The 18,173-nt window shown below is 37.5% G+C and carries 7 protein-coding genes; all 7 read left to right on the top strand.

Going from position 1 to position 18,173, the window contains the following annotated elements:
• The first annotated feature begins 36 nt into the window (after positions 1-36).
• The gene (gene rlmD, locus KKI44_RS11010; protein ID WP_214591017.1) at positions 37-1,449 is read left to right on the top strand and encodes a 23S rRNA (uracil(1939)-C(5))-methyltransferase RlmD; all 1,413 of its coding nucleotides are present in this window, start codon (positions 37-39) and stop codon (positions 1,447-1,449) included.
• A 76-nt stretch (positions 1,450-1,525) separates the two neighbouring features.
• A complete protein-coding gene (locus KKI44_RS11005) occupies positions 1,526-2,008 on the top strand; it encodes a DUF6452 family protein (RefSeq protein WP_214591016.1) in 483 nt (160 codons plus the stop codon).
• Positions 1,974-2,639, top strand: coding sequence for a DUF6048 family protein (locus KKI44_RS11000; protein WP_214591015.1), 666 nt, complete (start codon positions 1,974-1,976; stop codon positions 2,637-2,639). Before KKI44_RS11005 ends, KKI44_RS11000 begins: the two co-directional genes overlap by 35 nt.
• Positions 2,640-2,848: 209 nt before the next feature.
• Complete coding sequence (locus KKI44_RS10995) at positions 2,849-5,764, top strand: reprolysin-like metallopeptidase (RefSeq protein ID WP_214591014.1); 2,916 nt, start codon at positions 2,849-2,851, stop codon at positions 5,762-5,764.
• A gap of 153 nt (positions 5,765-5,917) precedes the next feature.
• Positions 5,918-7,951 carry a M43 family zinc metalloprotease gene (locus KKI44_RS10990; protein WP_214591013.1) on the top strand — a complete coding sequence of 678 codons (2,034 nt, stop codon included), beginning with the start codon at positions 5,918-5,920 and terminating at the stop codon, positions 7,949-7,951.
• A gap of 453 nt (positions 7,952-8,404) precedes the next feature.
• Positions 8,405-11,392: a reprolysin-like metallopeptidase gene (locus KKI44_RS10985; RefSeq protein ID WP_214591012.1), complete on the top strand. Its 2,988-nt coding sequence runs from the start codon at positions 8,405-8,407 to the stop codon at positions 11,390-11,392.
• Positions 11,393-11,671: 279 nt separating this feature from the next.
• The gene (locus tag KKI44_RS22705; protein ID WP_250902198.1) at positions 11,672-18,118 is read left to right on the top strand and encodes a GEVED domain-containing protein; all 6,447 of its coding nucleotides are present in this window, start codon (positions 11,672-11,674) and stop codon (positions 18,116-18,118) included.
• The last annotated feature ends 55 nt before the right edge of the window (positions 18,119-18,173 follow it).

Here is an 18,173-nt window from a genome sequence, read left to right as displayed (position 1 = left end):
AGCGTAAAGTTTCTTTAGGAAAATAGAAAATAGATAATGAGCAGAAAGAATAAGAAAAATTTAATTCTTGAAAATATAAAACTCTTAAATGCAGGAGCTAAAGGAGTGGCAATAGGAAGAACAGAAGAAGGGAAAACCGTTATGGTTTCCGGTGCAATTCCGGGTGATGTGGTGAATGTAAGAGTGAAAAAAGCAAAGTCCAAATACTTTGAAGGTGAAGCTTTAGATGTTTTGGAAAAATCGCCTTACAGAGTAGAACCGAAATGTGCGCACTTTGGAGTTTGCGGAGGCTGTAAATGGCAGAATATGAGCTATGAGAAACAGCTTGCTTTCAAACAGGAGGAAGTGTACAATAATATTAAAAGAATCGGAGGGATTGAAAATTTTGAGACCGTTCCGATCTTAGGTTCGGAAGAGCAGTATTTTTACCGAAACAAAATGGAGTTTTCTTTCTCCAATTCCCGTTGGCTTACCCAATATGAGATCAGTTCCGAAGAAAATTTCGGCAGCAGAGATGCTTTAGGGTTTCATATTCCGGGGATGTGGAGCAAAATTCTTGATCTTAAAGAATGTTTCCTTCAGGAAGATCCTTCGAATGCGATCCGATTGGCAGTAAAACAATATGCTGTAAATGAAGGCTTAGACTTCTTTGATGTCCGCAATCACGAAGGTTTTTTAAGAACTTTAATGATGAGACAGAACTCGAAAGGCGAATGGATGGTTCTTTTTCAGCTTTTCAGAGAAGAAAAAGAAAACAGAGAAAAACTATTCGGCTTTTTGCTTGAAAAATTCCCGCAGATCAAGACTTTGGTCTACGCGATTAATCAGAAAGCCAACGATTCTATTTATGATCTGGATATCAATGTATATTTCGGGGAAGGTTATTTAATGGAAGAAATGGATGGTCTGAAGTTTAAAATCGGTCCGAAATCATTCTTTCAGACCAACTACAAACAGGCTTTGGAATTATACAGAAAAACGCTTGAATTTGCAGATTTAAAAGGAGATGAAGTAGTATATGATCTTTATACGGGAACAGGAACAATTGCGCAGTATGTCGCAAGAAATGCAAAGCAGGTGATCGGGATAGAATCTGTACAGGAAGCCATAGATGCAGCGATTGAACACGCGCAACTGAACGGTCTTACGAATACAACATTCTATTGCGGAGATATGAAAGATATTTTCAATGATGATTTCCTCGCAAATCATCCTAAAGCAGATGTTTTGATCACGGATCCGCCAAGAGACGGAATGCACCAGAAAGTGGTTGAACAGATTTTAAAACTTTCTCCGGAAAAAGTGGTTTATGTAAGCTGTAATTCTGCTACCCAGGCAAGAGATTTAGCCTTAATGAAAGAACAATATAATGTCGTGAAGATTTTGCCTGTGGATATGTTCCCGCAGACCCATCACGTAGAAAATATTGCGTTGCTGATTAAGAAATAATTTAATTACTTTTGAAGGAATCAAATCTTAATATGAAATGCCGGATTTGCCCGGTAAAGTAAAACAAAATGTTCAGATGAAATATTTTAAATTTTTAATTGCCATTTCCTTTATCAGTCTGCTGTTTTCGTGTGGAGGAGATAACGATATCTGCGAAAGCGGGGAAGGAACCCCACGAATGAGAGTTTCTTTCAAAACACAGGCAACCGATAAGGAAAAAACGCTGGATTCTCTTTATGTAGCGGTAGATTACGGTTCCGGAAAAGTGCAGTTGGGAGGACAGGCTAAAATTACGTCAAGGGTTATTCCTTTAAGAGTAGACAATTCTGCGTATACAGATATTTATTTCAGAATTACCAACAAAGGTGCGGAATCTAAAGTAAGAGTAAATTACACTACGAAATCTGCATATGTTTCTCCGGGATGCGGAATAAAGCTTACCTACGAAAATTTAAATTCTGTATTAGATCCAAACACAACGACTCCGGTAAAGGAAATCCAGGCCGGACAAAATTTTATAGAGAATGAAGACAAGACTAATCTTTTCCTTCTTTTTTAGTGTAATCAGTCTTTTGGGTTTTGCTCAGGAGAAAAAAGAAAAGGAAACTGCAAAGGAAAAATGGAAATATGAACCGAATTTCATGATCGGTTTTGATGTTCTGAATACGGGAGTTTCTTTCTTTTCAGACAGAAAGCTGTATCAGGGATTTGTGTCTTCAAAGCTGAAAGATAATCTTCATGCCATCGCAGAAGCCGGTTTCGAATCTAACGTTTATCAAAAGAATGGGTATGACGGAAAAGCAAACGGACCTTTCGTAAAGATCGGAGCCTTTTATATGTTGGCTAAAGATCTTGAAAATGAATTCAATGGTTTCTATGCCGGAGGAAAAGTAGCCGGTTCATTTTACAAACAGGAATATATGGCAGTTCCGGTTCGTGGTTACGGTGGAAGCAGCTCTGCAATATCTTTTCCTTCCTCTACACAGTCATCTTATTGGCTGGAAGGAACACTGGGAGGAAGAGTACAGCTTTTTGAAACTAATTTCTACATTGATGTCAATCTTCAGCCGAGATATCTGGTATATACCACAAAGCAGGATGAAATCCAGCCCATGATCGTACCGGGATTCGGAAGAAGCTCTTCTAAATTCGGAATGGGCTTCGCGTGGAATCTGGCGTATAAATTTTAAATCAGCACATTAAAGCAAGGTATGCTTTTGAATTTTTAAAGGATTATAGTTTAAATAAAATTTTTAATCTATTATATGATAATTGTTAAAATTAATATATAAATACGATTTTTATACTGTTTTTTAATTAAATTTGTATTTTTTCATGTTTTTTCTTTGATTTTTAAGTAATGTATGAGTATTTTTGAAATATTAAAAATATTCTTAGTATGAAAAAACTCATTACTACCTTTTTATGTAGTTTAATTGGAAGTACAGCTATTGCTCAATGGACTCCAACTACATTCGCAGGTAGATCGGAAAAATCTTCTAATATTAGAAGTTACTATAAGTTAGATCTTGCGAAAATAAGAAGCCAACTTAAAGATGCACAAGAATCAGGAAAAAATGCTAGACCCGTAGAAATTTCACTGCCAACGATGGATGGTAAGATCGAAAAATTTTCAGTGTATAGCTTTCCGGTTGTAGTAAAAGAATTAGCAGATCAGTATCAATTGGGATCATATGTTGGTGTAGGAATTGATGATCCTTCCAAATATTTGAGATTTTCAGTTGCTCCAAATGATTTCCAGTCAATGGTTATTAAAGATGGAGTTTATGAATTTATTGAACCTCAAAATGCTGATAAAACAATTTACGGAGTACATCCTAAAACGAATAAGGCTCAAGGAGGTTTTGTTTGTAGTATGAATGAAAGTGTATTATCAAAAAAACAAATAGACGCTTTATATTCAAGAGGAAAAACATTCGATAAAAACCCTACTAACTTTGCTAAATCTTCTGCTCAGAAATACAGAACCATGAGATTAGCAATGTCTGTAACAGGGGAGTATACACAGTTTTTTGGTGGAACGGTAGCAGGAGCTCTTACTGCAATTAACGCCACAATGACGAGAGTAAACGGTGTTTTTGAAAAAGATTTTGCATTGCACTTAATTCTACAAAATTTCCCGGGAGTTATTTACACCAATGCTTCCACGGATCCATACTCTGCGGCGTCTGCCGGTGCAGGAGGTGCTTGGAATCTTGAATTGCAAAATACTTTAACAGCAAATGTAGGAAATGCGAATTATGACATTGGTCATTTATTTGGTGCTTCCGGAGGTGGGGGAAATGCAGGATGTATTGGTTGTGTATGTACAGATCCTACTACTGCTGAACCAGAAGGTAAAGGATCTGGATTTACCTCTCCTGCAAACGGAATTCCTCAGGGAGACAATTTTGATATAGATTATGTAGCTCACGAGATGGGGCATCAATTAGGAGCTAACCACACATTCTCTATGAATGTAGAAGGAACAGGGGTTAATATGGAACCAGGATCAGGTTCTACTATTATGGGATATGCAGGTATTACTGGGGCTACAGATGTACAAGCACACTCAGATCCTTATTTCCATGTTGCAAGTATTTTACAGGTTGAAGATAATCTTACTACCACAACCTGTGATATTGAAACTTCTGTTACGAATAATCCTCCGGTAATAGGAGCCCTTTCAGATTATACTATTCCGAAAGGAACTGCATTTGTTCTTACGGGAACAGCTACAGATCCCGAAAATGATCCAATGACTTATACTTGGGAACAATTTGATGATACGGATATTCCGGTAACAAGTGTAACAGGAAATAACACAACAGGAGCATTGTTTAGATCTTTGTCTCCAACAGCTACAGGAAATACAAGATATTTTCCAAAATTATCTTCAGTATTAGCCGGAAACCTTACAGTTCCTGCAGACTGGGAAACTGTTTCGAATGTTGCAAGACCTACCAATTTTGTATTAACGGTAAGAGATAATAACCCAACCACAACATCTCAGCAAACACAAAGTGATATTTTAACGGTTACGGTAAGTAATGACGGACCATTTAAAATCAACACTACTCAGGTTTATCATAATGCTCCATCAATAGTATCATGGGATGTAGCAAATACTGCTGCAGCTCCGTATAATTCTGCAAACGTAAAAATTGATTATACAACAAATAACGGAACAACCTGGACTGTTCTTTCTGCTTCTACAGCTAATGATGGATCGGAAACTTATACTTTTCCGGTTGCATTAAATGGACAGAATATTAAATTGAGAATTTCTTCAATAGGAAATGTTTTCTATGCAGTTAAACAAATGTTAGTAACAAGTGCTGCGGCATGTAATGGTAGTGCTCCTACTGGTATTGCAATTTCCAATGTTACAGCTTCTTCTGCTGTAATAAGCTGGAATTCAATTTTAAATGCTACTTACCAGATAAGATATAAAAAAGTTACTGAAACAGCATGGCAACAAACAACTTCCTCTACCAATACTGTTACTTTAAATAATCTGGAAGAAGGTGTTAAATATGATGTACAAGTTGCAGCAGTTTGCTCAGGAACTTTAGGTACATTCTCTGCGAATAATCAATTCGTTACTCAATCATCAGTTTCATATTGTGCATTATCATCAGCTGATCCATCAGAAGAATACATTTCTAATGTTACATTGGCAAATCTTAATAACACTTCAGGAGCAAGTACCTATACAGATTACGGAACTGACCCTACAAAAACTATAAATCTAATAAGCGGATCTAATAATAATACAGTTTCCGTAACCAAGACTTGGCCGGTTGATATATATTCTGAGGCAGTAAGAGTATGGATTGATTTTAATAGAGATGGAACATTTGATACAAGTGAACTGGTAATGAATGCAGCAGCAAATTCTACTCCAACAGTAAGTGCTACGTTTACAGTGCCATCTACAGCAGTTCAAAATAAAATGCTTAAAATGAGAGTTGCATTACGTTATAATACATCACCAGAAGCATGTACATCTTATACTTATGGCGAAGTTGAAGACTACAACGTATTCGTTACATCTACTATTTTATCAACAAGCGATATTAGTAATCCGGAAAGTAATATTGAAGTATATCCAAACCCAGCTTCGGATGTTCTAAATATTACAAAAGTTTCTGGTAAAGCTAAATATGAAATTTATAATGCAGTAGGGCAATTAGTGAAAGCAGGAAATATTGATAATAATCAGGTGAGAGTTTCTGAATTGGTTAAAGGAACTTATATTATCACTGTAAAAGAGGGTAATATCTCTGAAAACATTAAGTTTATTAAAAAGTAAATAAACAATATACACTTATAAAAGCTCTGGAATTTTATTTCAGAGCTTTTTTTATAATGTAGTAATGGTTTTTTTAATTTTTGTTGTTGAATATTTTTAATTTAACTTTTATTTTATTCAAAACAATTATATTTTTGAATATTAATACATTATATGCGAAAATCTACTACTTTTAAAGCTGTACTTTTTTTATCTTCTTTTATTGCTGCAGACTTGGCAGCTCAGAATTTTACTAAAAGAAAAGCTGATTTTAATGTTGAAAAATCTCCTTCTGAACTAGCACAATCCTTCGGGTTCAACAGATGTTCAACAACCGAGTATGAAGAGTTTTTACAAAAAACATTTCCGGGAAGAATGACTGCCGAGCAGTTTGAATCCTGGCTGGCTCCCTTAGTGGAGAAGGCGAAAGCAAATAAATCCCAAAACGGAAATATTATTACCATTCCAGTCGTAGTACACGTTATTCATAGTGGCCAGAATTTAGGGGTAGCTCCAAATATTGTTGATGAACAGGTAATGTCTCAGATAACAGTAATGAATAATGATTTCAGAAGACTGGCAGGAACTCCCGGATTTAATACTAACGCAGTAGGAGCAGATACCATGATTCAGTTTGCCTTAGCCAAAGTAGATCCCAATGGAAATCCCACCAATGGAATTGATCGCGTAAACCTTTGCCAGGCTACATGGTCTCAGGCGGAGATTAACTCTTTTGTAAAGCCGGAAACAATTTGGGATCCTACCCAATATATGAATATGTGGAGTGTAAGTTTCACAAGTTCTAGCTTATTAGGATATGCGCAGTTTCCGTCCAATTCTAATTTGGGAGGTTTAAATACTATTGGAGGTGAAGCGTATACCGATGGTGTAGTCGCCAATTATGCAACTTTCGGAAGCAGTGATTACAATGTGAATAATTCTTTCCTGCTTGCCGCGCCTTATGATAAAGGGAGAACGATGACCCACGAAGTAGGTCACTTTTTAGGATTGAGACATATCTGGGGAGATAATTCTTCCTGCGTTGTAAATGCTGCCGACAGTAATAAAGATTATTGTCCGGATACCCCTGCTGCAAGCGCTCCTAATTACAACTGTGTAACGGTAGATTCATGTCCTTCCGCTCCTGGAAACGATATGATCCAAAATTACATGGATTATACAACAGATACGTGTATGAATGTCTTTACTGTAAATCAAAAAGACAGAATAACCGCCGTAATGAATAATTCTCCCAGAAGAGTTGAACTGAAAACATCCACAAAAGATATTGCAATACCTTTATTTGCAAATGATGCTGAGGTGAAACTTGAAAGAGAATGCTCCACAGTGAATTGTTCAAGCACAACACAGGCTCCGAAAATTTCTCTTTACAACAGGGGAACAGCTACGATGACTTCTGCAGTAATAACTTATACACTAAATGGGAATGTTCAGATCTACAACTGGAGCGGAAGCTTAGCTCAGGATAAATATGCAATTATTACGCTTCCTATGAGTTCCACAGCTCTGGGAGGTCAGTTAAATATTAACGTAACATCCGTAAACGGAGTTGCAGACCAAAGGACGTCGAACAGCAATATAACCGTAAATTATCTTGGAGCTCCCGCGAGAGTGAATACCAACGTAGTATTTAATCTTCAGTTGGATAACTATGGAAGCGAGACTTCATGGGCGCTGACCAACAGCGCGGGAACCGTAGTTTACAGCAGCCCTGCAAGTGGATACATCGACTCAGGAGCAACACTTCCTGCACTCATTACTGAGAACTGGTCATTAAACCCAGATGAATGCTATACCTTTACCATTAACGATTCTTACGGTGACGGGCTTTATCCTTACGGCGGATATTATAATATCAAAACTCAGGGAGGGGTAACTTTACTTTCAGGATCGCACTTCAGTTCTACGCAGAGCAGATTCTTAAAGGCACAGGTTTTATCAGCCAGCGATCTGGCTAATCCTGAAAATAATATTCAGATATATCCAAACCCAGCTTCGGATGTTCTAAATATTACAAAAGTTTCAGGTAAAGCTAAATATGAAATTTATAATGCAGTAGGGCAATTAGTGAAAGCAGGAAATATTGATAATAATCAGGTGAGAGTTTCTGAACTAATTAAAGGAACTTACATTATTACTGTAAAAGAGGGTAGTCTCTCTGAAAACATTAAGTTTATTAAAAAGTAAATAAACAATATACACTTATAAAAGCTCTGGAATTTTATTTCAGAGCTTTTTTTATGATCTAATAGCTGTTTTCACATTAGATACATATTTATTTAGTGTAAATCTTAATCGAAAAACAGATATGCTTCACGCCGGAAATATTATTACGATTTTATGGTAATAGACAAACAATATAATAATGAATAAGTTGTTGTTTTGTCATTAATTAAATATGGAATTTGTGATCATTACTAATGGAAAAGCAGGAAACGATTGGCAATTAAGTTCATTAAAAAGTAATAAATAATTAATCAAATTGTTAATGATAAAATAATCTCCGGAAAAGTCCTAAGATTATTTACTTTTTTGTGAAATAATGCTAGTATAAAATATTTTTTTAGTTAAAATAGTTATTAATATGATATTATTAGCTGAAATGGCTATATTTGGTGTGTAAATTTAATTTAAAAAGCTATGAAGAAATTTTTTACTTCTTTCTTTTCTCTTTTTATGATTGGTGCAGCAACCGCACAATGGTCACCAACGTCATTTAAAGGAGAGAAAGTAAGAAAAGAGGCTGATATAAAAGCCTATTATTCATTGGATATTTCAGCTTTAAGATCTAAGTTGGCACTCGCTCAGGAAGCGGGTTCAAATGCTAAAGCAGTTGAAATTTCTTTACCTACTCAAAATGGCAAAATCGAAAAATTTGCAGTCTACAGTTTTCCTGTTATGGCAAAGGATCTTGCTGATAAGTATCAGCTAGGTTCGTATGTAGGTGTGGGAATTGATGATCCTTCAAAGTATCTTAGATTTTCACTCGCTCCAAATGATTTTCAGTCGATGATTATTAAAGGAGGAGAATATGAATTTATAGAGCCGGCTAATTCCGAAAAAACAGTTTACGGTATACATCCCAAATCCAAAAAGAATGAAAACGGTTTCCTGTGTTCTACTCAGGAGGATCCGGCTGCAGTAAAACAGGTTGATTTGTTATTGAAACGTGGACAATCTATTGCAAACCAGCCTACAAACTTTGCTAAAAGTTACGATAAAAAGTATAGAACATTAAGATTAGTAATGTCAACTACCGGAGAATATACTCAGTTTTTCGGTGGAGTTGCTGGAGCGCTGACTCAAATTAATGCTACAATCACAAGAGTGAATGGCGTTTTTGAGAAAGATTTTGCGGTTCATATGAATTTATTAAGCTATCCGGGGTTAATTTATCCGGATCCTGCATCGGATCCTTATGATTCGGTTACAAGTGCTTCTTCTCCTCCGGCAACATGGAATACTACGCTTAGAGACGTTTTGGCGGCTAATGTGGGACAGGCTAACTATGATATCGGGCATTTATTTGGTGCATCCGGCGGCGGAGGTAATGCAGGTTGTATCGGATGTGTTTGTTTAAGTCCTGTTGGTACCGGATATGATTCTGTAGCAGGTTACGGTAAAGGTTCAGGAATTACTTCTCCTGCAACAGGAAGTACTTTACCGAGTGCAGCAAATCCTCCGTCAGGTGATAATTTCGATATTGATTATGTAGCTCACGAAATGGGACACCAATTAGGAGCGAACCATACTTTTGCTCACACAATGCAGGGGAATCCTGTACAGATGGAGCCGGGATCAGGCTCTACTATTATGGGATACGCAGGTATTACCGGAGCTACAACAGATGTTCAGCCTCATTCAGATCCGTATTTTCATATAGGAAGTATTGAACAGGTACAGGCTAATTTAGTTGCAAAAACTTGTGATGTTGAAACCAGTATTACAAACAACCCTCCTGTAATTGCTGATTTGCCAACGTACAACATTCCTAAAGGGACTGCTTTCGTACTTACGGCTAATGTAACAGATGCTGAAAATGATCCGATGACTTTTACATGGGAAGAAATTGATAATGCAAGTGTGGTTATCAACAAAACCAATTTAGGAACTACAACTACAGGTGCTTCTTTTAGATCTGTGGCTCCTAGTACAACTCCTACGCGCTATTTTCCTAAACTATCATCAGTGTTAAATGGGGTTTTAGATAACAGCGGAAATACTTGGGAATCTGTTTCTCAGGTAGCAAGAACTACAAACTTTGCTATAACTGCAAGAGATAATAATGCTGCGGCTAACCAGCAACAAACTGACTATAATGTTCAGACAATTATTGTAGGAAACGACGGACCATTTAAAGTAACTACTCTGTATGCAAATGTGAGCATTCCTACTGCAATCAATTGGGATGTTGCAAATACTGCATCTGCTCCTTATAATGTTACTAATGTAAAAGTGGATTACACAACGGATAACGGGGTAACCTGGAATGTATTATCCGCTTCGACTCCTAATGATGGTACGGAAAATTTCACATTTCCTTCAACATTGAACGGACAAATTATTAAACTGAGAATTTCTTCCATTGGAAACGTATTCTATGCTATCGGGAAAATTAATGTTGCTGCTTTTGCTGCGTGTGACGGATCTGCTGTTACGGGTGTTACCACTAGTAATATTACTGCCAATAGTGCTACTGTAAGCTGGAACCCGGTTCTTAATGCTACTTACGTTATTCGTTATAGAGTAGTAGGAACAACAACTTGGCAACAGACGACTTCCGCAAATCCAACTCTTACATTGTCTGGATTAAGCGATGCAACTAATTATGAAGTTCAGGTAGCGGCTGTTTGTTCAGGAACTCCTGGAGCTTATTCGGCTACAACTACGTTCTCAACAATTGGAATTCCATATTGTACAGCTGCGTCTACAACTGCTGCTAATCTTTATATTTCTAAAGTACAGGTAGCTAATATCAACAATACTTCTGCTGGAGCTACTTATTCAAACTTTACAACCAATCCTTCTCTTCAGGTTAATCTTGTAAAAGGAACTGCTTATCCTATGACAATCAATAGCAATATTGCAGCATATGATTTTGCAATGGTGTTTATTGATTATAATAGAAATGGAACATTTGAATCAACAGAAAGAGTATTAAATTTCCCTGTAGCTGCAGTATCTTCATTCTCTGGTACATTTACGGTTCCTACAACAGGTGTTGTAGAAGGGCAGACTTTAAGAATGAGAGTGATACTTGGGTACGCAGGATCTACGAATGTGGGATTAAATGCGCCTGCGACGTGGGTATGTGGAAATAACTTTAATGATGGAGAAGTTGAAGATTATAATGTTGTTGTTACTGCAACGCCATTATCAACAAATGATGTAAACGGACCAAAAACAAATATTCAATTATATCCAAACCCGGCATCAGATATTTTAAATATTACAAAAGTGTCAGATAAAGCTTCTTATAAAATTTACGGAGCAACAGGGCAGTTGGTAAAACAAGGAAATATTACTGCCGGACAAATTAATGTTTCAGAATTAATTAAAGGCGGATATGTAATTACGATTGAAGAAAAAGGAAAAGATTCTTTCACTTCTAAATTCATCAAAAAATAATTTAAGCCTTATTTAAATAATAAAATCCTCAGATTTTCTGGGGATTTTTTTTGCTTATTACTGTATGCCCAATTTGTATTCCGGATATTTTGTTTTTAATAATATCCAATGAATTAAAATAAGATCAGATTTTCAATTTCGTATATATTGTTTGTTTGGTTAGTTATTCCCAATGCTTTGAATTGAATTGTTGAAAAGTCTGTATAAAAAAAATGGAAATATTTTTAATTTAATAATTAAATTTGTTTAGATTTGTGTAATTAATATATTGAGAAAGTTATGAAGAAAAATTTTACTTCTTTCTTTTTCCTCTTTTTGTTTGCGATTACCAGTGCACAATGGAGTCCCACGACATTTCGAGGGGAAAAGACGAGAGCTAGTTCTGAGATTAAGAACTACTACTCTTTGGACATTTCTCTACTAAAGTCTCAATTGGCGAAAGCTCAGGAAACGGGAAAAAATGCAAAACCCGTCACGATCTCTTTGCCAACTTTAGATGGGAAAATTGAAAAATTTGCCGTTTACAGCTTCCCTGTGGTAGTGAAAGAACTGGCAGACCAGTATCAGTTAGGCTCTTATGTAGGAGTCGGGATAGATGATCCCGGCAAATACCTGAGATTCAGTTTAGCACCGGATGATTTTCAGTCGATGATCGTCAAGGATGGTAAATATGAATTCATAGAACCTGCTGATAAAAACAAAACAGTTTATGGTGTGCATCCAAAAACTGATAAAAGTAATGAAGGTTTTCTTTGTTCTATGAACGAAGATAAGCTGTCTAAGCAAGAGATAGCAAATCTTTATTCAGCAGGGAAGTCATTTGCCAACCAGACAACAAACTTTGCCAAGTCATCCGACAAAAAGTACAGAACCATGAGACTGGCAATGTCTGTAACGGGTGAATATACTCAGTACTTCGGAGGTACAGTTGCTAATGCTTTAACAGCAATCAATGCTACATTAACAAGAGTAAATGGTGTATTTGAAAAAGATTTTGCGCTACACCTTAATTTACAAAATTATCCGAACATAATTTATACCAATGCTTCTACCGATCCATATTCGCCTGCAGCGCAGATGAATAACTGGAATTTGGAACTTCAGCAGACTCTTACAGCCAATGTTGGTAATGCCAACTACGATATCGGACACTTATTCGGAGCTTCCGGAGGGGGTGGTAATGCGGGTTGTATCGGGTGTGTCTGTATAGATCCTACAAGTTCCACTTCTCAACAGAAAGGATCCGGATATACTTCTCCGGCGGATGGTATTCCTCAGGGAGATAATTTTGATATAGATTATGTTGCTCATGAAATGGGACATCAGCTGGGAGCAAACCACACCTTTTCTCACGGTCTGGAAAGTGCTGGTGTAAATGTTGAGCCGGGTTCTGGGTCAACAATTATGGGTTATGCAGGGATTACTGGAGCAAATACGGATGTTCAGGCTCATTCTGATCCTTATTTCCATGCCGTAAGTATTACACAGGTACAAAATAACCTTACCAGCAAAACCTGTGATGTTGAAACACCGGTTACAAACAACCCTCCTGTAATTGCGCCATTATCAACATTTAATATTCCTAAAGGTACAGCATTCGTTTTAACGGCTTCTGCAACAGATCCAGAAAACGATCCTATGACGTATTGCTGGGAAGAAGTTGATAATGCAAGTGTTACTATTAATAAGAATAACTTAGGAACTACTGCAAGCGGAGCCTCATTTAGATCATTTAACCCTACAACAAGTCCAACAAGATATTTTCCTAAATTATCTTCTGTATTGGCGGGAGTATTAAATAACTCTAACAATGGATGGGAATCTGTTTCTACCGTTGCAAGAACAACAAACTTCAGAGTTACGGTAAGAGATAATAATCCGGTGCCAACTCAGCAGCAGACTCAGTTTGCCAATCAGCAGATCATTGTTGGAAACGACGGGCCGTTCAAAGTAACTACGACCACAGCATATAATAACGGTGCAACGAACGTAACATGGGATGTGGTAAATACTACCGCTGCTCCTTATAGTGTAGCGAATGTAAAAATTGATTATACTACAGACAACGGAGTAACATGGACGGTAGCTGCAGCTTCCACACCAAATGACGGAAGTGAGTCTCTTAACCTAACGGGTCTTACTCTTGGAGGAACAGTTAAGATCAGAGTAAGCTCTATCGGAAATGTTTTCTATGCAATCGGAAGTTCAACAGTAGCTTCTTTGCTAAACTGTACCGGAGCTGCTCCTACAGGTATTGTAGTTTCCGCTATTACACAGACTACTGCTACAGTAACATGGACAGCAACTGCTAACTCTACTTATATTGTTAGATATCGTCCGGTAGGAAGTACAACATGGATTACTGTGAATGCGGCATCAAACTCTGTAAACCTTACAGGTCTTAGTGACAGCATCCAGTACGAAGTACAGGTTTCTACAGTTTGTAGCGGTGTTCAGGGACCTTTCTCTGCTTCTACGAACTTTACAACTTTAGGACTTACTTATTGTACAATGACATCAAGTAACCCTACAGAAGAATATATTTCTAACGTTACGGTAACTCCTGTAGGAGCTTCTGTAATGAGTAATAACTCTGCAGGTGCTACTTACACAGATTACTCTACTACAGCAAGTGCTTTGGTAAATTTAGTAATCGGTTCTACTGGTAATACAGTTTCAGTTAGCAAGGCTTGGACAGGTACAGTATATAGTGAAGCTGTAGGAGTATGGATCGACTTCAACAGAAACGGAGTTTTTGAAGCTACAGAACAGGTAATGAACTCTGCAGCAAGTACAACTACTCCTGTATCTGCCACTTTCAATGTTCCGACAACTGCTTATAACGGACCAGCAACTACTAAGATGAGAGTTGCATTACAATTCAGCTCTTCTCCGGTAATGTGTACAAGTTATACATATGGTGAGGTTGAAGATTACGCAGTAAAATTAATTCAGCCAATTGCTTGTACAAATAATGCTCCGTTAAACTTATCGGTTACAAATATTACAGCAACTTCTGCATATGTAACATGGGATCCTGCAACGGGGGCAACTTATGTTTTACAATACAGACAGGTAGGTTCTCCGACTTGGATTACAGTTCCTTTAACAACGAATGCTTATACACTGAGCAACCTTCTTGAACAGACTCAATATGAGGTTCAGGTAGCTTATGTTTGTTCGGGAACTACGGGAACATTTACTGCTCCTTTGCAATTCACTACTCCGGCGGTTACATATTGTAATATTACTTCTACGAATAATACCAATGGATATATTTCTAACGTAATGGTAGCTCCAGTGAGTTCTTACGTAATGAGTAACAATTCAGGAGCGAATTCATATACGAATTATTCTCCTGATCCTACCAAATTGATAACATTGGTTCGTAATACTGCCAATAACTCAATTTCTGTTTCTAAATCTTGGTTAACAACTACTCAGTCTTCACTGGCAGTCGGAGCTTGGATTGATTTCAACAGAAACGGTATCTTTGAAGCTGCAGAAAGAGTAATTAATACTACTGCAAGTACAACCACTCCTATTACAGCTACATTTACAGTTCCTACAACTTCTTACAATGGTCCGTTAACACTTAGAATGAGAGTTATTTTCTCTACTTCTACAATTACAGATCCTTGTGCAACGGTTGCGAACGGAGAAATCGAAGATTATGCGGTGAAGATTATTGATCTTGCGGCTTGTACAACGGCTCCTCCAACACCGATAGTGGTTTCAAACGTTACAGCTTCTACAGCTTTGGTTTCTTGGATCAATACAACCGGAGCAACTTATACATTAAGATACAGAACAGGTACTGGTGCTTGGACGGTAATTGCTGCTCCGGTAACCAACCCGTACACTATTATAAACTTAAATGCTTCCACTACTTACGAAGTACAGGTTGCAACTATTTGTGGTGGTGTTACAGGGGCTTGGTCTGCTTCTACTTATTTTACTACACCTGCAATTTCATATTGTAATTCAGGGACTGCGACAGTAACTGACGGATACATTAATAATATTACTGTTACAGGTACGAATACACCGATGATGTCTAACAACTCCGGAGCTAGTACTTACACAGATTATTCTAATGATCCTACTAAGATCATTACTTTGGCTCGTAACTCTACAGGTAACGTACTTTCTGTAGGAAGAACGATCTTATCAAGCACATATTCTACTTATGCTTGGATTGATTTTAACGGAGATGGAATTTTTAATAACAATCCTACTACAGTTGCTGGTGGAGAAAGAATAATGAACTTAGGTTATTCTTCCACAACACCTGTTACTGCTAATTTCGCTGTTCCTGCCGGAGCTTACTCTGGTACGAATAAAGTAAAAATGCGTGTGATTGTTTACTTCTTAACTCCTACCGATGCTTGTTCACCTCTTACAAGTAATGGCGAGGTAGAAGACTATCAGGTTCAGTTTGTAGATATCCAGCCATGTACTACGGCTGCACCTACAGGGATTACAATATCAAATATTGCAGCTACTACAGCTACAGTATCTTGGATCTCTTCTACTGGGGCAACTTATTTGGTAAGATGGAGAACTACCAACCCTGTGGGAGCTTGGAATACATCTCCTGTAGTTACAGGAAACCTTTATAATATTACAGGGCTTACTGAACAAACTGCTTATGAAGTACAGGTAGCTACAATTTGTGGTGGAGTTCAGGGACCTTGGTCTAACTCTGTACTTTTCACAACTACTCCGATTACTTATTGTAATATGACGGGTACAGGAACGACTGACTTTATTTCAAATGTGACAATAACTTCAGTGAATCCGGGTATTCCTCCAATGAGCAATACTTCTGTACAGACAAACTACATCAGCTATACCACTCCGGCAACATTGGTAAATCTGGAAATAGGTTCTACAAATAACCAGATTTCAGTAGCTAAAGGCGGGGCACAAAATGATGCAGTTTCAGCTTGGATCGATTTTAACAGAAACGGAGTATTTGAAACTACAGAGCAGATTATGGCGTCTGCGGCAAGTACTACAACTCCTGTTACAGCATTATTCAGCGTTCCTTCAACAGCATATAACGGGCCTTTGACAACTACAATGAGAGTTGTTCTTAAACGTACAAGTGCACCAGTTATGTGTCAGAATGCAGTGAATGGTGAAGTCGAAGATTATGCGGTGAAATTGAGACCTTGTTCTACAACAGCACCTACTAATTTAGCATTTAACACAATTACTCATACTTCTGCGAATGTTACATGGACTGTGCCTGTAGGCGGTCTTACATTTATTGTAAGATACAGAGTGGCAGGAACAAGTACATGGACTCAGGTTGTGGTATCAACTTTAACAGGTAACCCACCATTGGCTTTAACCGGTTTAACACCTGCTACAACTTATGAAGTACAGATAGCAGGAAGTTGTGGAACAACTCCGGGTACATTTACACCTACACAGACATTCACTACAAGATGTGATCCTACACCTCCGAATGTTACAATAGGAACTGTAACTACCAACTCAGCCGTAGTAACATGGGCTCCTGTTGTACCAAGTGCAACGTATGTAATCAGATACAGAATTGTAGGTACAGCAACATGGTCTACAATAAACGTTACTGCAGCACCATTAAATACATATACACTTACAGGTTTAAGCCCGTATACAACTTATGAAGTACAGGTGGCGAATATCTGTAATGGAGAAACTACTGTAAATCCATGGTCTAATCCTAAAGTGTTTACTACGGAAAGAACTTGTCAGTTACCTCCTCCGGGACTTACCATTACAGCGATTACTCCGACTACGGCGCAGGTAACATGGGATCCTTTCCCGGGTGCTACTTATATCCTGAGATACAGAAAAGTAGGTATTCCGAGCTGGACAATGGTACCATCGAATACCAATACGATTACTCTTACAGGTTTATTAGAGTTAACACAGTATGAAATGCAGGTAGCAAACGTTTGTAGCGGAACTCCGGGTACATATACACTGCCTTATTTCTTCACGACACCAACAATTGTTTACTGTCAGATGGCATCTACCGGAACAACAACTTCAGAGTACATCTCTAAAGTAACGGTAACGCCAAATGGTAAGCCTCAGATGACGAATACTTCCGTAGGATCTAATTATACAGATTATACAGGAGTTCCGGCTAAATTTATTGAACTGATTCAGGGGTCTTCCGACAATAAAATCATAATTGATAAAAAGCTGTCAGGAAACAATAAAGCAGGAGTTGCAGTATGGATCGATTTCAACAGAAACGGATACTTCGATATTAATGAAAGAATCCTTGCTGACGGACCAAACAGTAATCCAACTGCGAGCACCACATTTACGGTACCTGCAGATGCGTTCATCAGTCTGGTAGACTACAAATATGTAGTGATGAGAGTAGCAATGGGCAAAGATGTTATTCCTGTAAATTGTACCAACTTCCCGAATGGCGAAGTAGAAGATTACACGGTAAGAATTTCTAAGCTTCCTGTTGCTAATTCAATTAATCAAACAGATGTCATGATTTATCCGAATCCGGTGAGTTCTGTACTGTATGTGAAAAATATCAGCAAAAAAGCGAATTATAAGATCTACAGTTCAGCAGGACAATTGGTATCAAGCGGTATTATCCTGAATAATAAGATTGATGTACACAATTTAATAAATGGACTTTATGTGATAGATATTTTGGATGGAAATACTATTTCTGTTCAGAAGAAATTTGTCAAAGAATAATACATTTAATCATTAATCAACTAAGCAGGCTCTCAGAAATGAGAGCCTGTTTTTT

It is taken from the genome of Chryseobacterium sp. ZHDP1 (assembly GCF_018603435.1).
In the GTDB taxonomy this organism is placed as follows: Bacteria; Bacteroidota; Bacteroidia; order Flavobacteriales; family Weeksellaceae; genus Chryseobacterium; species Chryseobacterium indicum.
The sequence above is the reverse complement of the archived record's forward strand: the minus strand, read 5'-3'. Positions and strand labels throughout refer to the sequence as shown.

Coding starts and splice junctions, on each gene's coding strand:
- KKI44_RS22705 (WP_250902198.1), top strand. CDS start 11,672: ATGAAGAAAAATTTTACTTCTTTCTTTTTCCTCTTTTTGTTTGCGATT.
- KKI44_RS10985 (WP_214591012.1), top strand. CDS start 8,405: ATGAAGAAATTTTTTACTTCTTTCTTTTCTCTTTTTATGATTGGTGCA.
- rlmD (WP_214591017.1), top strand. CDS start 37: ATGAGCAGAAAGAATAAGAAAAATTTAATTCTTGAAAATATAAAACTC.
- KKI44_RS10995 (WP_214591014.1), top strand. CDS start 2,849: ATGAAAAAACTCATTACTACCTTTTTATGTAGTTTAATTGGAAGTACA.
- KKI44_RS11000 (WP_214591015.1), top strand. CDS start 1,974: ATGAAGACAAGACTAATCTTTTCCTTCTTTTTTAGTGTAATCAGTCTT.
- KKI44_RS11005 (WP_214591016.1), top strand. CDS start 1,526: ATGAAATATTTTAAATTTTTAATTGCCATTTCCTTTATCAGTCTGCTG.
- KKI44_RS10990 (WP_214591013.1), top strand. CDS start 5,918: ATGCGAAAATCTACTACTTTTAAAGCTGTACTTTTTTTATCTTCTTTT.